Annotated in this window: 18 protein-coding genes and 1 tRNA gene; 7 read left to right on the plus strand and 12 right to left on the minus strand. The window is 71.7% G+C overall.

Annotation, left to right across the window (positions count from 1 at the left end):
• The first annotated feature begins 9 nt into the window (after positions 1-9).
• From MSA03_RS05160 to MSA03_RS05165, 3 genes are read left to right on the plus strand one after another with little or no spacing between them, the layout of a single operon-like run.
• Positions 10-789 carry a class E sortase gene (locus MSA03_RS05160; protein ID WP_244946325.1) on the plus strand — a complete coding sequence of 260 codons (780 nt, stop codon included), beginning with the start codon at positions 10-12 and terminating at the stop codon, positions 787-789.
• On the plus strand, positions 789-947 hold the full coding sequence (locus MSA03_RS14320) for a hypothetical protein (protein ID WP_036272641.1): 159 nt from the start codon (positions 789-791) through the stop codon (positions 945-947). Before MSA03_RS05160 ends, MSA03_RS14320 begins: the two co-directional genes overlap by 1 nt.
• Positions 947-1588 carry an anthranilate synthase component II gene (locus tag MSA03_RS05165; protein WP_147049905.1) on the plus strand — a complete coding sequence of 214 codons (642 nt, stop codon included), beginning with the start codon at positions 947-949 and terminating at the stop codon, positions 1586-1588. The genes MSA03_RS14320 and MSA03_RS05165 overlap by 1 nt, the downstream gene beginning before the upstream one ends.
• An 18-nt stretch (positions 1589-1606) precedes the next feature.
• On the opposite strand, the gene pknB is transcribed toward MSA03_RS05165, so the two are convergent.
• From pknB to MSA03_RS05200, 7 genes are all read right to left on the minus strand, one after another.
• Positions 1607-3307 carry a Stk1 family PASTA domain-containing Ser/Thr kinase gene (gene pknB, locus MSA03_RS05170; protein WP_147049906.1) on the minus strand — a complete coding sequence of 567 codons (1701 nt, stop codon included), beginning with the start codon at positions 3305-3307 and terminating at the stop codon, positions 1607-1609.
• Positions 3308-3369: 62 nt separating this feature from the next.
• Positions 3370-5103, minus strand: coding sequence for a serine/threonine-protein kinase (locus MSA03_RS05175; RefSeq protein WP_028496206.1), 1734 nt, complete (start codon positions 5101-5103; stop codon positions 3370-3372).
• Complete coding sequence (locus MSA03_RS05180; RefSeq protein WP_147049907.1) at positions 5100-6557, minus strand: peptidoglycan D,D-transpeptidase FtsI family protein; 1458 nt, start codon at positions 6555-6557, stop codon at positions 5100-5102. The genes MSA03_RS05175 and MSA03_RS05180 overlap by 4 nt, the downstream gene beginning before the upstream one ends.
• Position 6558: 1 nt before the next feature.
• Entirely contained in the window at positions 6559-7938 is a 1380-nt protein-coding gene (locus tag MSA03_RS05185; RefSeq protein WP_028496204.1) for an FtsW/RodA/SpoVE family cell cycle protein, read from the minus strand.
• Positions 7935-9176, minus strand: a complete 1242-nt coding sequence (locus MSA03_RS05190; protein WP_028496203.1) for a PP2C family protein-serine/threonine phosphatase — start codon at positions 9174-9176, stop codon at positions 7935-7937. Before MSA03_RS05190 ends, MSA03_RS05185 begins: the two co-directional genes overlap by 4 nt.
• Positions 9177-9188: 12 nt before the next feature.
• On the minus strand, positions 9189-9719 hold the full coding sequence (locus tag MSA03_RS05195; protein ID WP_028496202.1) for an FHA domain-containing protein FhaB/FipA: 531 nt from the start codon (positions 9717-9719) through the stop codon (positions 9189-9191).
• Positions 9716-10441, minus strand: a complete 726-nt coding sequence (locus tag MSA03_RS05200) for an FHA domain-containing protein (protein ID WP_147049908.1) — start codon at positions 10439-10441, stop codon at positions 9716-9718. Before MSA03_RS05200 ends, MSA03_RS05195 begins: the two co-directional genes overlap by 4 nt.
• A 145-nt stretch (positions 10442-10586) precedes the next feature.
• Here MSA03_RS05200 and MSA03_RS05205 point away from each other — a divergent pair.
• Positions 10587-10670 (plus strand) — tRNA-Leu (locus tag MSA03_RS05205).
• Positions 10671-10795: 125 nt separating this feature from the next.
• Here MSA03_RS05205 and MSA03_RS05210 read toward each other — a convergent pair.
• On the minus strand, positions 10796-11347 hold the full coding sequence (locus tag MSA03_RS05210) for an AMIN-like domain-containing (lipo)protein (protein WP_147049909.1): 552 nt from the start codon (positions 11345-11347) through the stop codon (positions 10796-10798).
• A gap of 119 nt (positions 11348-11466) precedes the next feature.
• Complete coding sequence (locus MSA03_RS05215) at positions 11467-12105, minus strand: GntR family transcriptional regulator (RefSeq protein ID WP_147049910.1); 639 nt, start codon at positions 12103-12105, stop codon at positions 11467-11469.
• Positions 12106-12399: 294 nt separating this feature from the next.
• Here MSA03_RS05215 and MSA03_RS05220 point away from each other — a divergent pair, with 294 nt between their 5' ends.
• Complete coding sequence (locus MSA03_RS05220) at positions 12400-12606, plus strand: cold-shock protein (RefSeq protein WP_028496198.1); 207 nt, start codon at positions 12400-12402, stop codon at positions 12604-12606.
• Between the two features lie 9 nt (positions 12607-12615).
• Here MSA03_RS05220 and MSA03_RS05225 read toward each other — a convergent pair whose 3' ends face one another.
• Together MSA03_RS05225 and MSA03_RS05230 are read right to left on the minus strand one after the other, a co-directional pair.
• Positions 12616-13872, minus strand: a complete 1257-nt coding sequence (locus MSA03_RS05225) for a hypothetical protein (protein WP_147049911.1) — start codon at positions 13870-13872, stop codon at positions 12616-12618.
• The gene (locus tag MSA03_RS05230; RefSeq protein ID WP_028496196.1) at positions 13869-14549 is read right to left on the minus strand and encodes an HAD hydrolase-like protein; all 681 of its coding nucleotides are present in this window, start codon (positions 14547-14549) and stop codon (positions 13869-13871) included. Before MSA03_RS05230 ends, MSA03_RS05225 begins: the two co-directional genes overlap by 4 nt.
• 68 nt (positions 14550-14617) lie before the next feature.
• Between MSA03_RS05230 and nucS the strand changes: the two genes are divergently transcribed.
• Positions 14618-15307 (plus strand): endonuclease NucS, encoded by a 690-nt coding sequence (gene nucS / locus MSA03_RS05235; RefSeq protein WP_147049912.1) that lies wholly within the window; start codon positions 14618-14620, stop codon positions 15305-15307.
• Positions 15308-15322: 15 nt separating this feature from the next.
• On the opposite strand, the gene MSA03_RS05240 is transcribed toward nucS, so the two are convergent.
• Entirely contained in the window at positions 15323-16555 is a 1233-nt protein-coding gene (locus MSA03_RS05240) for an MFS transporter (RefSeq protein ID WP_028496194.1), read from the minus strand.
• 58 nt (positions 16556-16613) lie between these two features.
• Between MSA03_RS05240 and MSA03_RS05245 the strand changes: the two genes are divergently transcribed.
• Complete coding sequence (locus MSA03_RS05245) at positions 16614-17657, plus strand: LacI family DNA-binding transcriptional regulator (RefSeq protein WP_147049913.1); 1044 nt, start codon at positions 16614-16616, stop codon at positions 17655-17657.
• The last annotated feature ends 11 nt before the right edge of the window (positions 17658-17668 follow it).

Consider the following 17668-nt stretch of genomic DNA (forward strand, 5'->3'; position numbering starts at 1 on the left):
AATCGGCCTGTGGGCGACGAGACGACGAGGCGAAGCCGGCGGTCCCGCCCCCGGGCCTCGGTCCTCAGCATCCTGGGCGAGGTGCTGATCACCCTCGGCGTCGTCGTCCTGCTGTACGTGTCGTACCAGATGTGGATCGGCGATCTCATCATCGGCAGCCAGAAGCACGCCGAGGCCTCGGCGCTCGTCGAGAAGTGGCAGAGCGAGCCGGCACCCAGCCCGACGACCGCGCCCGAGGAGACCGCGCCCGAGGCGACTCCCACCGCGCCTGCGGAGACCGTCATCCCGGTCCGGGCCCAGCCGGAGCACGGCGAGCAGTTCGGGGTCATGTTCGTGCCGCGGTTCGGCGCGGACTGGCAGTTCACGATCGCCGGCGGCGTCACGCGCTCCGACATCCTCGACCGCGGGGAGATCGGGCACTACCCCGACACCGCGATGCCCGGCGAGGTCGGCAACACCGTGTACGCGGCGCACCGGTGGACCTCCGGCGCGCCGTTCGACCCCATCGACCGCCTCGTGGTGGGCGACGCCATCGTCATCCAGACCCAGGACGGCTGGTACACCTACCGTTTCCGGACCCTCGAGTACGTGCAGGACACGGAGGTCGAGGTGCTCTCGCCCGTCCCCCAGCAGCCCTCTGTCGCGGCCGACGAGCGCTACCTCACGCTCACGAGCTGCGCACCCAAGCTCAACATGCTCGAGCGCATCATCGCGTACGCCGTGTTCGAGGACTTCACGCCGGTCGCCGACGGTCCGCCGGCGTCCCTGACCGAGGGGGTGGCCGCCTGATGTACGCGGCACTGTGGCGTGCGCTGCCGGGCCCGGCCTGGCTGCGGATCATCCTGCTGACCCTCGCCGTGGCGGCGGTGCTGTACGGCCTGTTCTTCCACGTCTTTCCGTGGGTGTCGCAGTTCCTGACCCCCACCGACTCCACGATCGGCGGCTGATGGCGGACGCCCCGCGCGTCCTGGTCGTGGACAACCACGACAGCTTCGTCCACACCCTCGTCGGCTACCTCGCGGAACTGGGTGCCGCGTGCGACGTGATCGAAGCGGATGCCGTGACCGACGTCGCCAGGACGCTCGCCGGCCGGGCGGGGGTCGTCATCTCGCCCGGTCCCGGAGCGCCGGCCGACGCCGGCGCGTCGGTCGCCGTGGTGCACGAGGCGGCGCGCACCGGCATCCCCCTGCTCGGTGTCTGCCTGGGGCACCAGGCGATCGGCGAGGCGTTCGGCGCGAGAGTCGTGCACGCGCCGGAACCCGTGCACGGCATGACCTCCGCCGTGCACCACGACGGCACCGGCGTTTTCGCAGGTCTGCCCCGCCCGTTCCCGGCGACGCGCTACCACTCGCTCGCGATCGACCCGGCGACCGTCCGCGCCCCGCTGCGGGTGACGGCGACGACGGCATCCGGGGTCGTCATGGGCGTCGCACACGAGAGCCTCCCGATCACCGGGGTGCAGTTCCACCCGGAGAGCGTCCTCACCGAAGGGGGCTACCTGCTCCTGGGCACGTGGCTGGAGGGCATCGGGTTCACGGGCGCCGCGGCGCGGGGCGTGAACCTGCACCCGCACCGCGCGATCGTCTGACGGCCCGGACCGACCCGCTCAGGGCGCGCCCGTGCAGACGGTCAGGGCCACCTCGGAGTGGATCGGCACGTCCCCCGCGGCGAGCGACTGCGCCGTCACGACGGGCGCGGCGGGATCGCCGGCGCAATCCGGGTTGTCGATGCGCGTGGCCGTGAGGCCGATCCCGGCGAGCTCGCGCTCGGCGCCCTCGAGCGAGTAGCCCTCCAGGTTGACGAGGGTCACCCGGCCGCTGGCGACCTGCAGCGACACGCTCGTACCGAGGGGCACCTCCTCGCCCTGGGCGTACCCGGCGCTCATGACGGTGTCGGCGGGCAGATCGGGGTCGTTCGCCGTCGTGACGGGGCCCAGCCGCAGACGCGCGCCCTCGAGCGCGGCGGTGGCCTCGGCGCGGGTGAGACCCTGCAGCGGCGGCACGGCCGCCATCTCCTGGCCGGTCGACACGTACACGCGGATCTTCTGACCCACCGCGACCGACGTGCCCGTGCTCGGGTCGGTGCGGATGACGTTGCCCTCGGCGATCGTGTCGTTGCTCTCCTCGAGGCGGACGGCTTCGAGGTCTTCCTCGGTGAGGAGCTCCTCGGCGCGGTCCCACGACATGTCGACGATGTCCGGCACGATCCGCGCGTTCGCGGGCATCTGGGTGCCGGGACGGATCGTCATGACCCAGATGAGCACCGAGATCAGGAGCACGGCGAGCACCGCGACGCCCGACCAGATGAACGCCACCGGCGGACCGGCCTGGGTCCGTCGCATCGTGGTGTCGGTGCTGAGCTGGCGCAGCGACCGCGCGGTCTCGGCCGCCTGGCGCGGGTTCGCGCCGTACAGCTCGCTCGTGAGCTGACCGACGTGGCGCTTGCTCGGGGAGCGGCCGTCGACCGCGGCATCCAGGGCCTCGCGGAACGACGCGGCGTCCTGGAAGCGCTGGAACGGGTCCTTCGCGAGGGCGCGCAGCACGATGGCATCCAGGGCGCGCGGGATCGTCTCGACGACGTCGGACGGCGGCAGCGGAGCCTCGCTGACGTGCTGGTAGGCCACCGCGACGGGCGTCTCCCCGCGGAACGGCGCACGCCCGGTGAGCAGCTCGTAGAGCACGACGCCCGCCGAGTAGAGGTCGGCGCGTCCGTCGACGGGCTCGCCCTTGGCCTGCTCGGGCGAGAAGTAGGCGGCCGTTCCGATGATGGCGGTCGTCTCCGCGACGGTGGAGGAGGAGTCCGACACGGCGCGGGCGATGCCGAAGTCCATGACCTTGACCTGGCCCTGCGGGGTCACCATGACGTTGCCCGGCTTGATGTCGCGGTGCACGACGCCGGCGCGGTGCGAGTACTCGAGGGCCTCGAGGATGCCGTCGGTGTAGCGGAGCGCGTCGGGGACCGTGACACCGCCCGCCGAGATCATGTCCTTCAGGAGACGCCCGCGGACGAGCTCCATGACGATGTACGGGAGCGGCTCCGTCGACCCGTCCGGCCTCGTCTCGACGTCTTCACCGGCGTCGAAGACGCGGACGACCGCGGGATGGGCCATGCGCGAGGCGGCCTGCGCCTCGAGACGGAAGCGGGTGCGGAAGGCGCTGTCGGCGGCGAGCTCGGGCTTGAGGATCTTGATCGCGACCGCGCGCCCGAGGGTGAGGTCCTGGCCCCGGTAGACGCTCGCCATGCCGCCTCGCCCGATGAGCTCATCGATGCGGTAGCGGCCGGACAGCACACGCTGCTCTGCAGACACTTCACTCCCTGGGCTGGACAACAACCCAGCGTAACCGACCGTGCCTGGGAGCCTCCGGGAGATCAGCCCTCGGTGCCGGGGGTCGGGTTCTCCTGGGCCGGCGCCGTGATCGTCGAGGATGCCTCGGGCGCGGGCCCCGACGGACGCTGCGCGCCGTCGCAGCTCACGGTGTACGAGACGATGAGCAGCTGCGTCGGCTCGCCCGTGACGGTCACCGCCACGGGGCGGTCGCCGCCCTGGAACGAGCCGGTCGTGCCGCCGTTGGAGAAGGTGCCGTTGATGAGCGTCAGGTCGTAGGACGCGACCGAACCCGTGCCGGACGGGCACGTGTACCCGTCCCACACGACCTGGACGACGGCGCCCTGCTCGACCGTCTCCGCCGTCGTGCCGTCGACCTGGATGCGGGCGGGCGTGGGGGTCGTGAGCTCGGTGGCCGCGTCGTAGGCGGTGAGCGTGATGCGCTCGTCGAGGTCGACGTTGCCGCCGACCGGGTTCATCTCGTAGACCTTGCCGACCTGGTCGTCGCTCGGCGCGGGCGAGCCGATGCCGCAGGACACGTTCGTCAGCTCGTTCTCGGTCGCCAGGGCGAGCGCTTCCTCGCACGTCTTGCCGAGGAAGCCGACCGAGGCCAGATCGATGCTCGTGGGCTCCGCGACAGGGGTGTCCGAGGGAGTGGGCTCGGCTTGCGTCGCGGTGTCGCTGGGCGTCGGCGTCTCCTGGGCGCCACCCTGGCCGAACAGGGCGAACAGCGTGCCGCCCAGGACGAGCACGAGCAGCGCGATGAGCGCGACGAGCGGCCAGGTCCAGGGGCTGCGCTTCTTCTTCTCCGCGACCGGCTGCTCCTCGGGGATGACGGCCGTGGTCGGCATGATGCGGGTCGCGTCCTCGGTGGCGACCCCTGCGGTCAGCAACCGGGTGACCTCGTCGACGCTCGCGGCGCCGGCGATCGCGGGCACGATGGCGGCGGCGCCCGCGACATCGCCGCGACGGAGAGCCGAGGCCGCGCGCGCGACGGCGGAGGAGGACGCCGGCCGATCCTCGGGCTTCTTCGCGATCATGCTCATGACGAGGTTCTGCACGGGTTCGGAGACCGTCGGCGGCAGCGGCGGCGGGGCGTCGTTGATCTGCGCCATGGCGATCGCGACCTGCGACTCGCCCGTGAAGGGGCGCTTGCCGGCCAGGGACTCGTACGCGACGATCCCCAGCGAGTACGTGTCGGTGGCGGGGGATGCCGGATGGCCCGAGGCCTGCTCGGGGGAGAGGTACTGCACCGTCCCCATGACCTGGCCGGTCGCCGTCAGCGGCACCTGGTCGGCGATCCGGGCGATGCCGAAGTCGGTGATCTTGACGCGGCCGTCGGGGGTGATGAGCAGGTTGCCGGGCTTGATGTCGCGGTGCACGAGACCGGCGGCGTGCGCGGCCTGCAGGGCGGCGGCCGTCTGCGCGACGATGTCGAGCGTCTTGTCGGTGGAGAGCGGGCCTTCCCGCTCGAGGATCGTCGACAGGGCCTCGCCCGGGACGAGCTCCATCACGAGGAAGGCGGAGCCGTTCTCCTCGCCGTAGTCGAAGACGCTCGCGATGCCCTCGTGGTTGACGAGGGCGGCGTGGCGGGCCTCGGCGCGGAAGCGCTCGAGGAAGCCCGGGTCGCCCATGTACTCGTCCTTGAGGATCTTGATGGCGACGGTGCGGCCGATGACGTGGTCCGTGGCCTCCCACACCTCGCCCATGCCGCCGACGGCGATCCGCGAGTCCAGCTCGTAGCGCCCGCCGAAGCTCACACCCTGTGTCGGTCTCATCTGCTCAGCACCGCCTCCATGACTTTCTTCGCGATGGGGGCCGCGATCCCGTTGCTCGTGCCGTTCTGACCGAGCCCACCACCGTTTTCGACCATCACGGCGACGACGATCTCGGGGTCTTCCGCGGGAGCGAATCCCGTGAACCAGAGCGTGTACGGATCGCCTGGGCCGTGCTCCGCGGTGCCGGTCTTCCCGGCGACGTCGACGCCGTCTATTCTTGCACCGCTCGCCGCGCCGTTCGCGACGTTGGCGGTCATCATGGTGGTCATCTGGGCGGCGATCTCCTCGGTCAGCGCACGGCGGAATTCCGTGTCGTCGAAGGTCTGCTGGATGGTCAGATCGGGGGCGACGACGGTGTCCACCATCCGCGGGTTCATCACGACGCCGCCGTTGGCGATCCCCGCCGCCACCATGGCCATCTGCAGGGGCGTGGCGATGACGTCGCCCTGACCGAACCCGCTGAGCCCGGTCTGCGGGTCGTCGAGCGCCGGCGGGTACACCGACGGCGTGGAGTCCAACGGCATCTCGAACGACGAGTTGAAGCCGAACTTCTCCGCCTCCGCGCGGATGACGTCGTCACCCAGCGCGATCGCGAGCTGCGCCATCGGGATGTTGCAGCTGAGCCGCAGCGCGTCGGCGAGCGTCACGGTCTCGCCCTCGCCGCACGTGCCGCGGTCGAAGTTGCTGATCGCGGTGTCGGTGCCCGGCAGCGTGTAGGTGGCCGGGTTCGGGAACGTCGACGCCGGCGTGTACTGGCCCGAGGACAGCGCGGCCGCGGCGACGACGAGCTTGAACGTCGACCCCGGGGGTTCGAGGTTGCCCCCGATCGCCCGGTTGTAGAGCGGATTGCGCGCGTCGGCGACGAGCTCGTCGTACGACGCGCTCACGGCCCGGGTGTCGTGCGTGGCGAGGCGGTTGGTGTCGAAGCTGGGGCTCGTGGCCATCGCGAGGATGCGCCCCGTGCTCGGGTCCATCGCGACGACGGCGCCCTCGTAGCCGGCGAGGGCGTCGTAGGCGACGCGCTGCAGCTCCGGGTCCAGGCTCACGATCACGTTCGAGCCGCGCGGGGCCTGACCCGTGATGATCCGCTCGATGCGCGCGAGGAACTGCGAGTCGTCGGTGCCCGCGAGGACGGAGTTCATGGCCTGCTCGAGGCCCGTCCGATCACCCAGCACGGGGTTGATGTACCCCGTGACCGGTGCCCACATCTCCGCGTCGGTGTACGTCCGCATCCAGCTGAACACGTCGTCGCTCGGGACGGACTCGGCGATCACGCTCCCGCCGGCGATGATCGACCCGCGCTGCACCTCGTACGAGTCGTACAGGGCCCTGCGGTTCTGCGGGTTGGCGGTGAGGTCGCCGGCGCCGAGGACCTGGATGAAGGTCGTGGACCCGAACAGGGCGAGGAACATCACGAGCATGACGATGCTGAGGCGGCGCAGTTCCTTGGTCATGTCAGCCGATCACCACCCGGGGCCGGGAGCGGACGGCATCCGACACCCGCAGCAGCAGGGCGACGATGAGCCAGTTCGCGACGAGGGACGACCCGCCGGCGGCGAGGAACGGCGTCGTGAGGCCGGTCAGCGGGATGAGGCGCGTGACGCCCCCGACCATGATGAACACCTGCAGCGCGATCGTGAAGGACAGTCCGGTCGCGAGGAGCTTGCCGAAGTCGTCCTGACCGGCGATGCCGATGCGGATGCCGCGGCTCGTGAACACCATGTAGAGGCACAGGATCGCGAAGGCGCCGATGAGGCCGAGCTCCTCCCCGAGGCTCGGGAAGATGTAGTCGCTGTGCGCGAGGGGCGTCAGGCCCGGGCGGCCCTGACCGAGGCCCGTGCCGAGGAGCCCGCCGTGCGCGAGTCCGAAGATGCCGCTGACGAGCTGCATGCTCGAGTTGTCCATGAGCTCGGGGTTGAACGCGTCGAGCCAGTTCGTGAAGCGCGCGCCGACGTAGGGCAGCACCTGGGATGCCGCGAGCGCACCGGTGACGGCGAGGGTGACGCCGAGGACGACCCAGCTGGTCTTCCCGGTCGCGGCGTAGATCATCGCGATGAACATGCCGAACATCAGCAGCCCCGTGCCGAGGTCGCGCTGCAGCACGATGATCGCCATCGACGCCAGCCACATGATCAGCAGCGGGCCGAGCTCCCGCGCGCGCGGCCAGGTCATCCCGAGGAACCGGGTGCCGACGGAGGTGAGCGCTTCGCGCGTGCGCACGAGGTAGCCGGCGAAGAAGATGCCGAGCGCGATCTTGGCGAGCTCGCCCGGCTGGAACGAGAAGATCCCGCCGATCGAGACCCAGACGTCGGCGCCGGCATCCGTGCCGAGACCCGGCACGAACGGCAGGAGGAGCAGCAGGATGCCGGTGAGCCCGAAGAGGTACGTGTAGCGGAAGAGCACGCGGTAGTTCTTCAGGAACACCACGACGGCGATGGCTCCCGCGATGGCGATGGCCGCCCAGACGAGCTGGCGGGTCGACAGCGCCTCCCAGCCGGTCAGCTCGTCCTCGATGTCGATGCGGTAGATCATCGCGAGACCGAGGCCGGAGAGCACCGTCGCGATCGGGACGACGAACGGGTCCGCGGAGCGGGCCGTGAAGCGGAGCACGACGTGCAGGGCCAGCACGAGGACCGTGAGGCCGCCGCAGTAGTACAGGAAGGTCCAGTCGATCGCGCCGAGGGCGCCGAGCTGCACGAGCGCGACGGCGGCGCCGTTGATGAGGAAGGCGAACAGCAGCAGTCCGAGCTCGCGGTTGCGCTGCGTCTGCGGCATCCGGAGGCGGCGGAGCGCCTTCATGACCGTCGTGTCGGTCGAGAGCTGCGTGTCGGTCATGGCACCTCCGTCACGGGGCGGAGGTTGTCGACGATCGCGACGGCGTCGGCCAGCGAGCGGGCCGAGATGGTCTGCTCGACCTCGTTGCGCTGGTACGCGGGCAGGTCGGCGAGCAGGATGCCGGTGTCGTCGTGCACGGAGGACAGGCTCAGGGGACCGATGTCCTGCTGTATCCCGCGGTAGATCACGACCGTGTCCTCGTCGGCGCCGATGAAGTAGCGCGTCTGCGTCCAGGAGTACGCGCCGAACAGGGCCACGGCGAAGGCGGCGAGGATCACGACGAGACCGACGATCCACCACACGCGGCGGCGGCGGGCGCGGCGCCAGTCCTCCTCGATGAGCTCCTCGAGGAACTCCGACGACGGCTCGTAGTGGGTGGGCTCGTTGGCCGCGACGCGGCCCGGGTGGAACCACCCGCCGCCCGTCCGCCCGGAGCGCGCCGCGGGGATCTCGATCCCCTGCGGGTTCGACGCGGAGCCCACGATCGTCGGGGTTCCGCTGACGAGGGGATGCTGTCCGCCGACGTCGACGATGACGATCGTGACGTTGTCGGGGGCCCCCGCGTCGAGCGCCTGCTTGAGGAGCAGGTCGGCGGTGCGGCCGGGGGCGAAGCCCTGGTCGAGGGTCTTCGAGGTGTGCGCGTCGTCCACGACGCCGCAGAGGCCGTCGGAGCACAGCAGCCACCGGTCGCCCGGCTGCGTCGGCATGATGAAGGTGTCGACCTCGGGGTCGGGGTCCATGTCGCCGAGGACGCGCATGAGCACGGAGCGGCGCGGGTGGTAGCGCGCCTCCTCCGGTGTGATGCGCCCGGAGTCGACCAGCCGCTGCACGAACGTGTGGTCCGTCGTGATCTGCGTGAGCGCGCCGTCGCGGAAGAGGTAGATGCGCGAGTCGCCGATGTGCGCGATGACCGCGTGGTCCTCGACCATCATGAGGGCGCTGACGGTCGTGCCCATGCCCGCGAGCTCGGGGCGCTCGGCGACCGTCTCGATGAGCTGCCCGGCCGTCTCGGCGATCGCGTCGCGGAGATCGCGCTCCGCGTCGGCGGTGTCGATGTAGCCGTTCTCGAGGTCCTTCAGGCGATGGATGGCGATGCTCGAGGCCACGTCGCCGCCGGCGTGCCCGCCCATGCCGTCCGCGACGATGAACAGGTTCGCGCCGCAGTAGCCCGAATCCTGGTTGTTGGAGCGCACCTTCCCGGTGTGGGAGATGGCGGCGCTCGAGCCCTCGAAGACCATGGTGGGCGGCCGCTACTTCCGCAGTTCGAACGTCGTCGCGCCGACCTTGATGGGGGCGCCCACGACGATCGGGACGGGTGTCGTGACGCGCGCGCCGTCGTGCCAGGTGCCGTTCGTGCTGTCGAGGTCCTGGATCATCCACTTGTCGCCCCACAGCAGCAGGCGCGCGTGGTGGCTGGAGGTGTAGTCGTCTCGGATGACGAGACCCGATTCGCTGGAGCGGCCGATCGTGAGGGGCTCACCCCCGAGCGGCAGCTCGAGCCCGGCCTTCGGGCCGCTCGTGATGACGATGCGGGACACCGCGTCGCGGGTCGCGGGGACCGGGCCGGACGTGCGCGGCGGGCGGGGCGGGGCGACCGGGGCGACGGGCGCCGTCGCGGCACCGGCCGCGGCGGCCGGCACGGGGGCGGGGCCGGGCTCGGGCATCTTCCGCACCTTCACGCCGAAGAGGTCGGCGCGCAGCGAATAGACGACGGCGAAGACGAAGAACCACAGCAGGACGAGGAAGCCCACCTGCAGCAGCAGGAGGGTCAGTTCGCTCACGGGGTCCCTCCGTAGCCGAAGGCGCGCGTCGCGTCGGGTGCGGGCGGCCGCGGCGGCGTCGCCTGGGCGACGACGCGGAACACGATGTCGGTATGCCCGATCCGGACGACGGAGTCCGGCGCGAGCGGCGCCTCGGTGACGGGACGCCCGTCGAGGGTCGTGCCGTTCGTGGACTTCATGTCGCGGACCATGGCGCGCTCGCCGTCCCACAGGATCTCGACGTGGCGGCGGCTCGTGCCGGCATCCGGGATCGTGATGTCGGCATCGCTGCCGCGCCCGATCACCGTCCGGCTCTTCACGAGCGGATGCCGTTTCCCGGCGATCTCCACGACGCCGCGCCAGGCGACCTCACCGGCGGCCGTCCGGGACTGGACGCGCAGCGTGCCCGTGGCCAGCTGGTCGTCGGCGCGGATGTCGATCGTGACGGGGCCCGCGAAGCTGAAGCCCTGCGCCTTGGCGTGCGCGTCGACGAGGCGGTGCAGCTCATCGTCCAGCGTCGTGCCGAGCGAGCGCATGCGCTCCTCGTCGGCCGGAGCCAGCCGCACCTCGAAGGTGTTGGGGGCGAGGATGCGGTCGCGGCTGACGACCGCGGCCTTCGCGTCGAGCTCGCTGCGGAGTGCGGCGGCGACCTCGACGGGTTGCACGCCGCTGCGGAAGGTCTTCGCGAAGGCGCTGTTGAGCGCGCGCTCGAGTCCCTTCTCGAAGCTGTCAAGTAGTCCCACGGGGCTCCTCTGGCATGCCGGCCGGTGGGTACATGCTAATTGGTGACCCTGTGCGTCGCCGGGACCCGGGCCCCGGCGGGTGCGATTCTGCCGTCGCCGTGCCGCGTGATATCCTCGGGAAGTTGATTCCGGTGCTACCGGATTCGCGCGAGTGGCGGAATAGGCAGACGCGCTGGCTTCAGGTGCCAGTGCCCGAAAGGGCGTGGGGGTTCAACTCCCCCCTCGCGCACAGCGCACGAAGAACCCGGTCAGAGCAATGTGCTCCGGCCGGGTTCTTCGCTTTCCGGACTGGTGAGGATGTCGGGCGGCCGGGCGCTCCGGGGTGGCGGTGAAGCGACCGGCCGGACCGGCGCCTCACCAGCGGTGGGTCACGTCGACGACCAGCCGACTGCCGGTGCCCGGGCCGTCGAGGATGAACATCCGGAACGGAAGGCGTGCACGCACCCCCAGCGCGATCGTGCTCTGACCTTCGCTGCTTCCCGCCCACGCCGCCTGGCGGAAGGTCGAGTAGCCTGCGACGTCGACGAGCTCCCGCTTGTCGGCCGGGCGGTACGTGAGCCCTCCGGTGTCGACGTCGTGGTCGGGCGCGAAGGCGACGATCTGCAGGTCTGCCGCGCCGCGCACCGGCACCGGGACGCCGGAGGCATCGGTGCGCACCTCGGTGACATAGCGGACGTCGTATCCGTGGATGTCGCCCCGCACGTCGATGACGAGCCTGTCGAAGCATGCGTGGCGTCCGGCGCGCACGCCGGTCAGTGAGGCATCCATCGTGCCGATCAGATGGGACTCCGCGAGCGATCCCCACGTGATGCCGCAGTACGGCGCGGCGGTTGCCGCGGGGCCGGCAGACACCAGGAAGCCGGCGCCGAGCAGGATGCTCATCGATAGTGCAAAGGAACGCTTCATCGCGACCCACTCCTCGAGGGTTCAGGCCACCCACCGCACATCGTACGCGCGGGTCTGCGCCGGCATCAGGCCGGCAAGGTCACGGAATCGGTGTCATTTCCACCCGCACGGTCGCGGGTTCAGATCAGCTTGTGCAGGCGGCGGAGCGTCTCCTCCGCGCCGGCGGCGTCCCGCGCCGCGATGCAGTCGCGCAGCCGCGTGTAGGCCTCGGTGCGGTCTTCCACGGCGGGGAGGAACGGCGTCCATCCGCGCAGACTGTGCCGGATCGTCACCGACGCCTCGCGGGCGAAGCCCTCGAACACCCGGTTGGCCGCCGCCACAGTGACCTTCTCGAAGAGAGCGGCGTTCGCGTCGAACAGCTGGAGCCCGTCGTGCTCGACCGCGCGGATGACCGCATCCGCCGCCGCGACGAGGCCCGCGAGCTCGTCGTCGGTGCAGCGTGTGAGGGCGAGATGCATGATGTTGCCGAGCATGTAGACCGTGAAGGCGCCCATGTCGCCGCGTGTGTGGTCGTCGTGCTCCGCGACGCGCGTGTAGCGCCCGACCGCGATCTCGACGAGGCCGAAGCGCTCGAGGCGCTGGAGGGCCTCCCGTACGGGCGTGCGGGAGACGCCCAGGTCGGCGGCCAGGTCGACGTCGCGCAGTCGCTCGCCCGGGGCCAGGCGGCCGCCCAGAATGGCGTCGCCGATGCGCGCGTACACCTCGTCGCTGAGGATGGTGCCGCTCGTGAGGTCGATGGGAGGGAGTCTCGTGCGCATGGCCGCTCCAGTGTAGGGCCGACGTGGGGCGGATTCTCATGATCCTCCCACTCGCCAGGGAATCGATATATCAGTAGAGTGACCAGCGTCACGCTCGTCGTGACATATCCGGGGGGATCCGTCGACGCCCGGGCGAGCGTTGCATCTGCCGTGGCGCCCGGGCGTCGAATGGGAGCCGGCGTGCAACATCTGCGTAACCATCGCAGACGTGCTTCCCTGCACCGGCATACGGCCGTTACCGTGGGATCACCCGGCGCGGACGCGCCGGACTCATGCGGAGGTAAAGGCAGTTTCATGAGCACCAGCGGTACCGTCAAGTGGTTCAACTCGGAGAAGGGCTTCGGGTTCATCGCACCCGATGAGGGCGGCGCTGACGTGTTCGCCCACTACTCCGCCATCCAGTCGGGCGGCTACCGCTCGCTCGAGGAGAACCAGCGTGTCGAGTTCGAGATCGCACAGGGCCCCAAGGGCCTGCAGGCGGAGAACATCCGCCCGCTGTGATCGACGGCGTCAGCCCCTCGTGAGACGGTCGTAGTCCGCGAGGGCTGACGCGTCCTCGGCGTCCCGCAGCGCCCGACGCGCCGCATCCAGGGCCGCCACCGGATCGTCGGCGCCGCGCGCCCGCGCGAGGTGCTGCTCCGCAGCCGCGAGCCGCACCCGTGCGTCGGCCCCGGCCTGCGCGACCGCCGGAGCCGCGTGGGCGATCGCCTGCCGTGCCGCGGCCAGGGCCCCGGGCAGCGCCGTCCGCGCACCCCGCAGCCGCTGCTGCGCCGTGCGCGCATCGCCGAGCGCGAGGTCGAGCCGGTCCCGGAGGCGCGCGACGGCGGCCACGCTCGCCGTGGGACGGCGGAGCGCGTGCTCCTCCGCGGCCGTCAGCGCCACCTCGATCTCCCGCATCTGCCCGCCGAGCCGCGCCGCGTCGGCGGGTTCGAGACCGTCGCGCACCGTCGTCGCCTGACGCAGCGCCGCGCGGGCCGCCTCCAGCTCGCCCGCCACGGCTTCCGCGGCATCCACCACGACGCGGTGATTCTCCTCGAGGGTCCGCGCGGCGGTCTGCGTGCGGCGCAGCATCCGTTCGGCGCGCGTGAGCGACGCCAGCGCGCTGCGCGTCGGATCAGCCGCGCGCTCGGCGGCATCCCGCAGCAGCCGCCCCGCCTCGGCGAGCCCTGCGCGCGCGTCCGCGGCCGCCCGCGCGGCGTCGGCCCACTCGGCCGCGTCGAACCGGGCCGCCAGGTCATCCAGCAGGGGCTGCGGATCGCCGATCTGATCGCGGAGGGCCGCCCAGCGCTCCTGCGCGGCCTGCACCTGCGCGGCCGCGGTGACGTTGGCCGTCATCCAGTCCGCGTGCTCCGTGCGGGCGTGCGCGATGGCGGCGGTCGCGGCGTCGGTCCGCGTGCGGATGCGCCGGCTTACCCGCGTCACCTCATCGGGGTGGGTGTCGGGGCCGAGCTCCTGGAACTCCGCGAACGCCTCGTCGCGCGCGTGCTGCGCCGCCATCCGCGCCCGCCGCAGCGTTGCGGGGGCGGTGCCGTCGTAGAGCGCCCCGGACAGCTCCACCTCGATGTCCAGCTCGGCGACGGCGTCGTCCAGCCGGACGAGGGCGGACCCGGCCTCGATCCGCTCCCGCTCGGCTGCGGCGCGGGCGCGCGGGGAGCGGCGCGCACGCCGCAGCGCCCAGATCGCCGCGGCCGCGAGCGCCGCGGCGGCCCCGAAGACGATCAGCGCGGGCACGGCCCACTGCCAGAACGACTCCGGGGCCCCGTTCACGTCTCGTCCTCGATGAGCAGCAGCGCCCGCAGCTGTGCGGCGGTGTCGACGACGGCCTGCGCGCCCTCGGACTCATGCGGCCAGCTGAAGCCCCAGCGCACGAAGATGACCGGCACCCCGTGCTCTGCGCCGCCCTCCACGTCGTGGTGGCGATCGCCGATGAGGACCGGCCGGCTCGTATCGCAGCCGGCCGCGGCGAGCTGGCGCAGCGCCTCGCCGACGATGTCGGCCTTGGAGGCCAGCGTCTTCTCGTCCGGCGTCGCGCCCACGATCGCCTGCAGGTGCTCGGCCAGCTCGAAGTGGTCCATGAGCGCAGAGACCTGCACCTCGGGCTTCGAGCTCGCGGTCGCCTGCGGGATGCCTGCCGCCGCGAGCTCCGCGATGAGCTCGCCCATCCCGGGATACAGCTTCGCGCCCGTCGTGTACCCGTCGGCCTTGCCGATCACGCGGTAGTGCGCGACGGCCTCCGCGGCCCGCTCCGGCGTCATCCCCGCGTTCGCCTGGAACGACTCGTGCATGGGCGGCCCGATCCAGTGCACGAGCTCGGCGCGGGTAGGCGCCGGCAGCCCGAAGTCCGCGAGGCACAGCGTGAGCCGGCGCAGGATCCCCTCCGAGGCGTCGACGAGCGTCCCGTCGACGTCCCACAGGATGCAGCTCCACGGTGATCGGCTCGTCATGGTGACCACCCTACAAACCCCGTCGCGACCGGCCGGCCCGGATCCGCCCGGCGGGTAGGCTCGACGCCGTGCGTCTCGTCATTGCCCGCTGCTCCGTCGACTACACGGGTCGCCTCAACGCGCACCTTCCGCTGGCCACGCGCCTCCTCGTCCACAAGGGCGACGGCAGCCTCCTCGTCCACTCCGACGGCGGGTCGTACAAGCCGCTGAACTGGATGAGCCCGCCCTGCACGCTCACGGTCGTGACCCCCGACGAGGACGACGTGGACGTCGTGGAGAAGTGGCGCGTCACCCACACGAAGACCGGAGACGCCCTGACCGTGCGCCTCTACGAGGTGCTGCACGACTCCTCGCACGAGCTGGGCGTCGACCCGGGTCTGGTGAAGGACGGCGTCGAGGCCGACCTTCAGCGCCTGCTCGCCGAGCAGGTCGAGGTGATCGGTGCGGGGCTCACGCTCGTCCGCCGGGAGTTCCCGACGGCGATCGGCCCCGTCGACCTGCTGCTGCGCGATCCCGCGGGCGGCACGATCGCCGTCGAGGTCAAGCGGCGCGGCGACATCGACGGCGTCGAGCAGCTCACCCGCTACCTCGAGCTGCTCGGCCGCGACCCCCACCTGGCGCCGGTCAGCGGCGTCTTCGCGGCGCAGGAGATCAAGCCGCAGGCGAAGGTCCTCGCTGCCGACCGCGGCATCCGCTGCGTCACGCTCGACTACGACGAGATGAAGGGCATCGACTCGGGGGCGCCGCGCCTGTTCTGACGCTCGTCGGGCGGGTCAGTGGTGCCCGGCGCCGACCTTCGAGCCGGCGATCGGCCGCGCTGCACCCGACGCGAAGCCGGAGGCGAGGACGAGCGCCACGAGGATGAAGAGGGTGTTCAGCAGGCCGATGTGGTCGCTGATGAAGCCGAGGACGGGCGGACCGCAGAGGAACGCGACGTAGCCGATCGTCGCGGCCGCGCTCACGCGGGACGCCGCCTTCGCAGGGTCGTCGGCGGCCGCCGACATCCCGAGGGGGAAGCCCAGGGACGCGCCCACGCCCCACAGCGCCGCGCCGACGAAGACGAGCGGCAGGTTCGGCGCGAGGATGAACAGCAGGATGCCCGCCCCCGCGGCCACGGCGAGGACGCGGAGTACCGCGACGCGGCCGAACCGGTCCACGAGCGGGCCGCCGAGCACGCGGACGACGGTCATCGCGACGGAGAACACGGTGAGGGCCGCGGCGCCGAGGGCCGCACCGCCGCCGTGGTCCTCGCTCACGCCCAGCGCGAGCCAGTCGTTCGCGCCGCCTTCGGCGAAGGCCATGCCGAGCATGACGACGCCCAGGGCGTAGGTGCGCGGCTCGCGCCACGCCGACAGCGCGAGGGCGATGCGCGCGCGCAGCGCCGGCTTCTCGGCGTCGCCGGATGCGGGGTCGCCGGCCGCTTCACGGGGCGGCACGTTGGCGAAGGCCGCGACGGCGACGATCACGATGGCGATCGCGACGATCATCGTGTGCGTGAAGACGTCCAGCCGGATGCCGGCGGCGAGGGCACCGAACCCCGCGCCGATCACGGTGCCGAAGCTGAAGAACGCGTGGAAGAGCGGCAGGATCGTCTTCCCGACCTGGATCTCGATCGCCGCGCCGTCCACGTTCATCATGACGTCGACCGCGCCGTTGCCGAAGCCGAAGAGACAGAGGCCGATCACGACGATCACGACCGACGGCGCGAGGTTGGTTCCGATGCCGATGAGGGCGACCCCGACGGCGAACACGAGCATGGCGCCGAGCATCCCGCGACGCGTCCCGAAGCGCGCGATCACGACGGACGCGGCGGACAGGCCGAGGATCGAGGCGATGCCCATGCCGAGCAGGAGCAGCCCGATGTCGCTGTTCTCGATGCCGAGGTCGGCCTTGATGGACGGCACGCGCGACGCCCAGGTGGCGATGCTCAAACCGCTCGCGGTGAAGATGGCGAAGATGGCGAGGCGCCAGCGCAGGAGCTGCGACGAGGTCAGGGCGGAGTCCATCGGGACAGCGTACCGAATCGATTCGACCTCTGGAAACGGCGCGGGTTACCATCAAGACATGACCCGCCGTCCCACGATCGCCGACGTCGCCCGCACGGCCGGCGTCTCGCCGTCGACGGCGTCCGTCGTCTTCAGCGGCAAGACGCCGGTGTCGGATGCCACGCGCGAGCGCGTGCGCGCGGCCGCGGCCTCGCTCGGATACGCCGGTCCGGACCCGCTCGCCGCGTCACTCCGCCGCGGCCGCAGCGGCATCGTGGGCGTCGTCTTCGAGGAGCACCTGGGGGCGGCGTTCCTGGATCCGGTGAAGACCCTCATGATGGACGGCCTCGCCGACGCCGTCGCGCCCCTCGGCGCCGGCCTGCTGCTCCTGCGCGACGAAGCGCTCACCGAGAACGCGCCCACCCTCTCCACGGCGCCCATCGACGCCGCCGTGCTGATCGGCTGCAGCGGACTGCTCCGCGACTCGCTCGAACTCGTCCGCGCGCGGGGTCTGCCGGTCGTCGTGGTCGAGGGAGATGCGGGCGACGGCGTCCCCCGCATCCTGCTGGACAACCGCGAGGCCCAGCGCCAGGCCGCCGATCACCTCCGCCGTCTGGGGCACCGCTCCGTCGCGATCCTCACCCTCCCGCTGGATGCCGGCCGCCGCCGCGGCTGGGTGCCGGCGGACGCGGAGATCGCGATCGACGTGACGCGGGAGCGGCTCGCGGGGGCGCGCGACGTCTTCCCGGATGCCGTCGCCTACGCCGCGGCCGGAAGCTTCATCGACGAGGGGCTCGCCGCCGGCCGCGTGCTCTTCGCCGACCCGGCGAACCGGCCGACGGCCGTCATCGCGCAGAGCGACCTGCTCGCCGCCGGCGTCGTCCGCGCCGCGGAGGAGGCCGGGCTCAGGGTGCCGGCCGATGTCAGCATCACGGGCTTCGACGGGGTGCAGGTCGACGGCCTGGCCCCGTACGAGCTGACGACTCTCGTGCAGGCGGCGGCGGAAAAAGGCCGCGCGACGGGCGCCGCCATCGCCGCCATGCTCGAGGATCGCGAGCCCGCGTCGATCCTCCTGACCTGCACATTCCGCGAGGGCAGCACGACCGGTCCCGTGCCCTCCTGACCGGAGGATCG

This window comes from Microbacterium saccharophilum, from assembly GCF_007992455.1.
GTDB lineage: Bacteria > Actinomycetota > Actinomycetes > Actinomycetales > Microbacteriaceae > Microbacterium > Microbacterium saccharophilum.

What these genes read in the sequence shown, in the direction of transcription:
- MSA03_RS05190 (WP_028496203.1), bottom strand. Translation starts at nt 9,176, where the DNA reads ATGGTCTTCGAGGGCTCGAGCGCCGCCATCTCCCACACCGGGAAGGTG.
- MSA03_RS05240 (WP_028496194.1), bottom strand. Translation starts at nt 16,555, where the DNA reads ATGGACTCCGCCCTGACCTCGTCGCAGCTCCTGCGCTGGCGCCTCGCC.
- MSA03_RS05220 (WP_028496198.1), top strand. Translation starts at nt 12,400, where the DNA reads ATGAGCACCAGCGGTACCGTCAAGTGGTTCAACTCGGAGAAGGGCTTC.
- MSA03_RS05165 (WP_147049905.1), top strand. Translation starts at nt 947, where the DNA reads ATGGCGGACGCCCCGCGCGTCCTGGTCGTGGACAACCACGACAGCTTC.
- MSA03_RS05210 (WP_147049909.1), bottom strand. Translation starts at nt 11,347, where the DNA reads ATGAAGCGTTCCTTTGCACTATCGATGAGCATCCTGCTCGGCGCCGGC.
- MSA03_RS05175 (WP_028496206.1), bottom strand. Translation starts at nt 5,103, where the DNA reads ATGAGACCGACACAGGGTGTGAGCTTCGGCGGGCGCTACGAGCTGGAC.
- MSA03_RS05230 (WP_028496196.1), bottom strand. Translation starts at nt 14,549, where the DNA reads ATGACGAGCCGATCACCGTGGAGCTGCATCCTGTGGGACGTCGACGGG.
- MSA03_RS14320 (WP_036272641.1), top strand. Translation starts at nt 789, where the DNA reads ATGTACGCGGCACTGTGGCGTGCGCTGCCGGGCCCGGCCTGGCTGCGG.
- MSA03_RS05185 (WP_028496204.1), bottom strand. Translation starts at nt 7,938, where the DNA reads ATGACCGACACGCAGCTCTCGACCGACACGACGGTCATGAAGGCGCTC.
- MSA03_RS05180 (WP_147049907.1), bottom strand. Translation starts at nt 6,557, where the DNA reads ATGACCAAGGAACTGCGCCGCCTCAGCATCGTCATGCTCGTGATGTTC.
- MSA03_RS05215 (WP_147049910.1), bottom strand. Translation starts at nt 12,105, where the DNA reads ATGCGCACGAGACTCCCTCCCATCGACCTCACGAGCGGCACCATCCTC.
- MSA03_RS05245 (WP_147049913.1), top strand. Translation starts at nt 16,614, where the DNA reads ATGACCCGCCGTCCCACGATCGCCGACGTCGCCCGCACGGCCGGCGTC.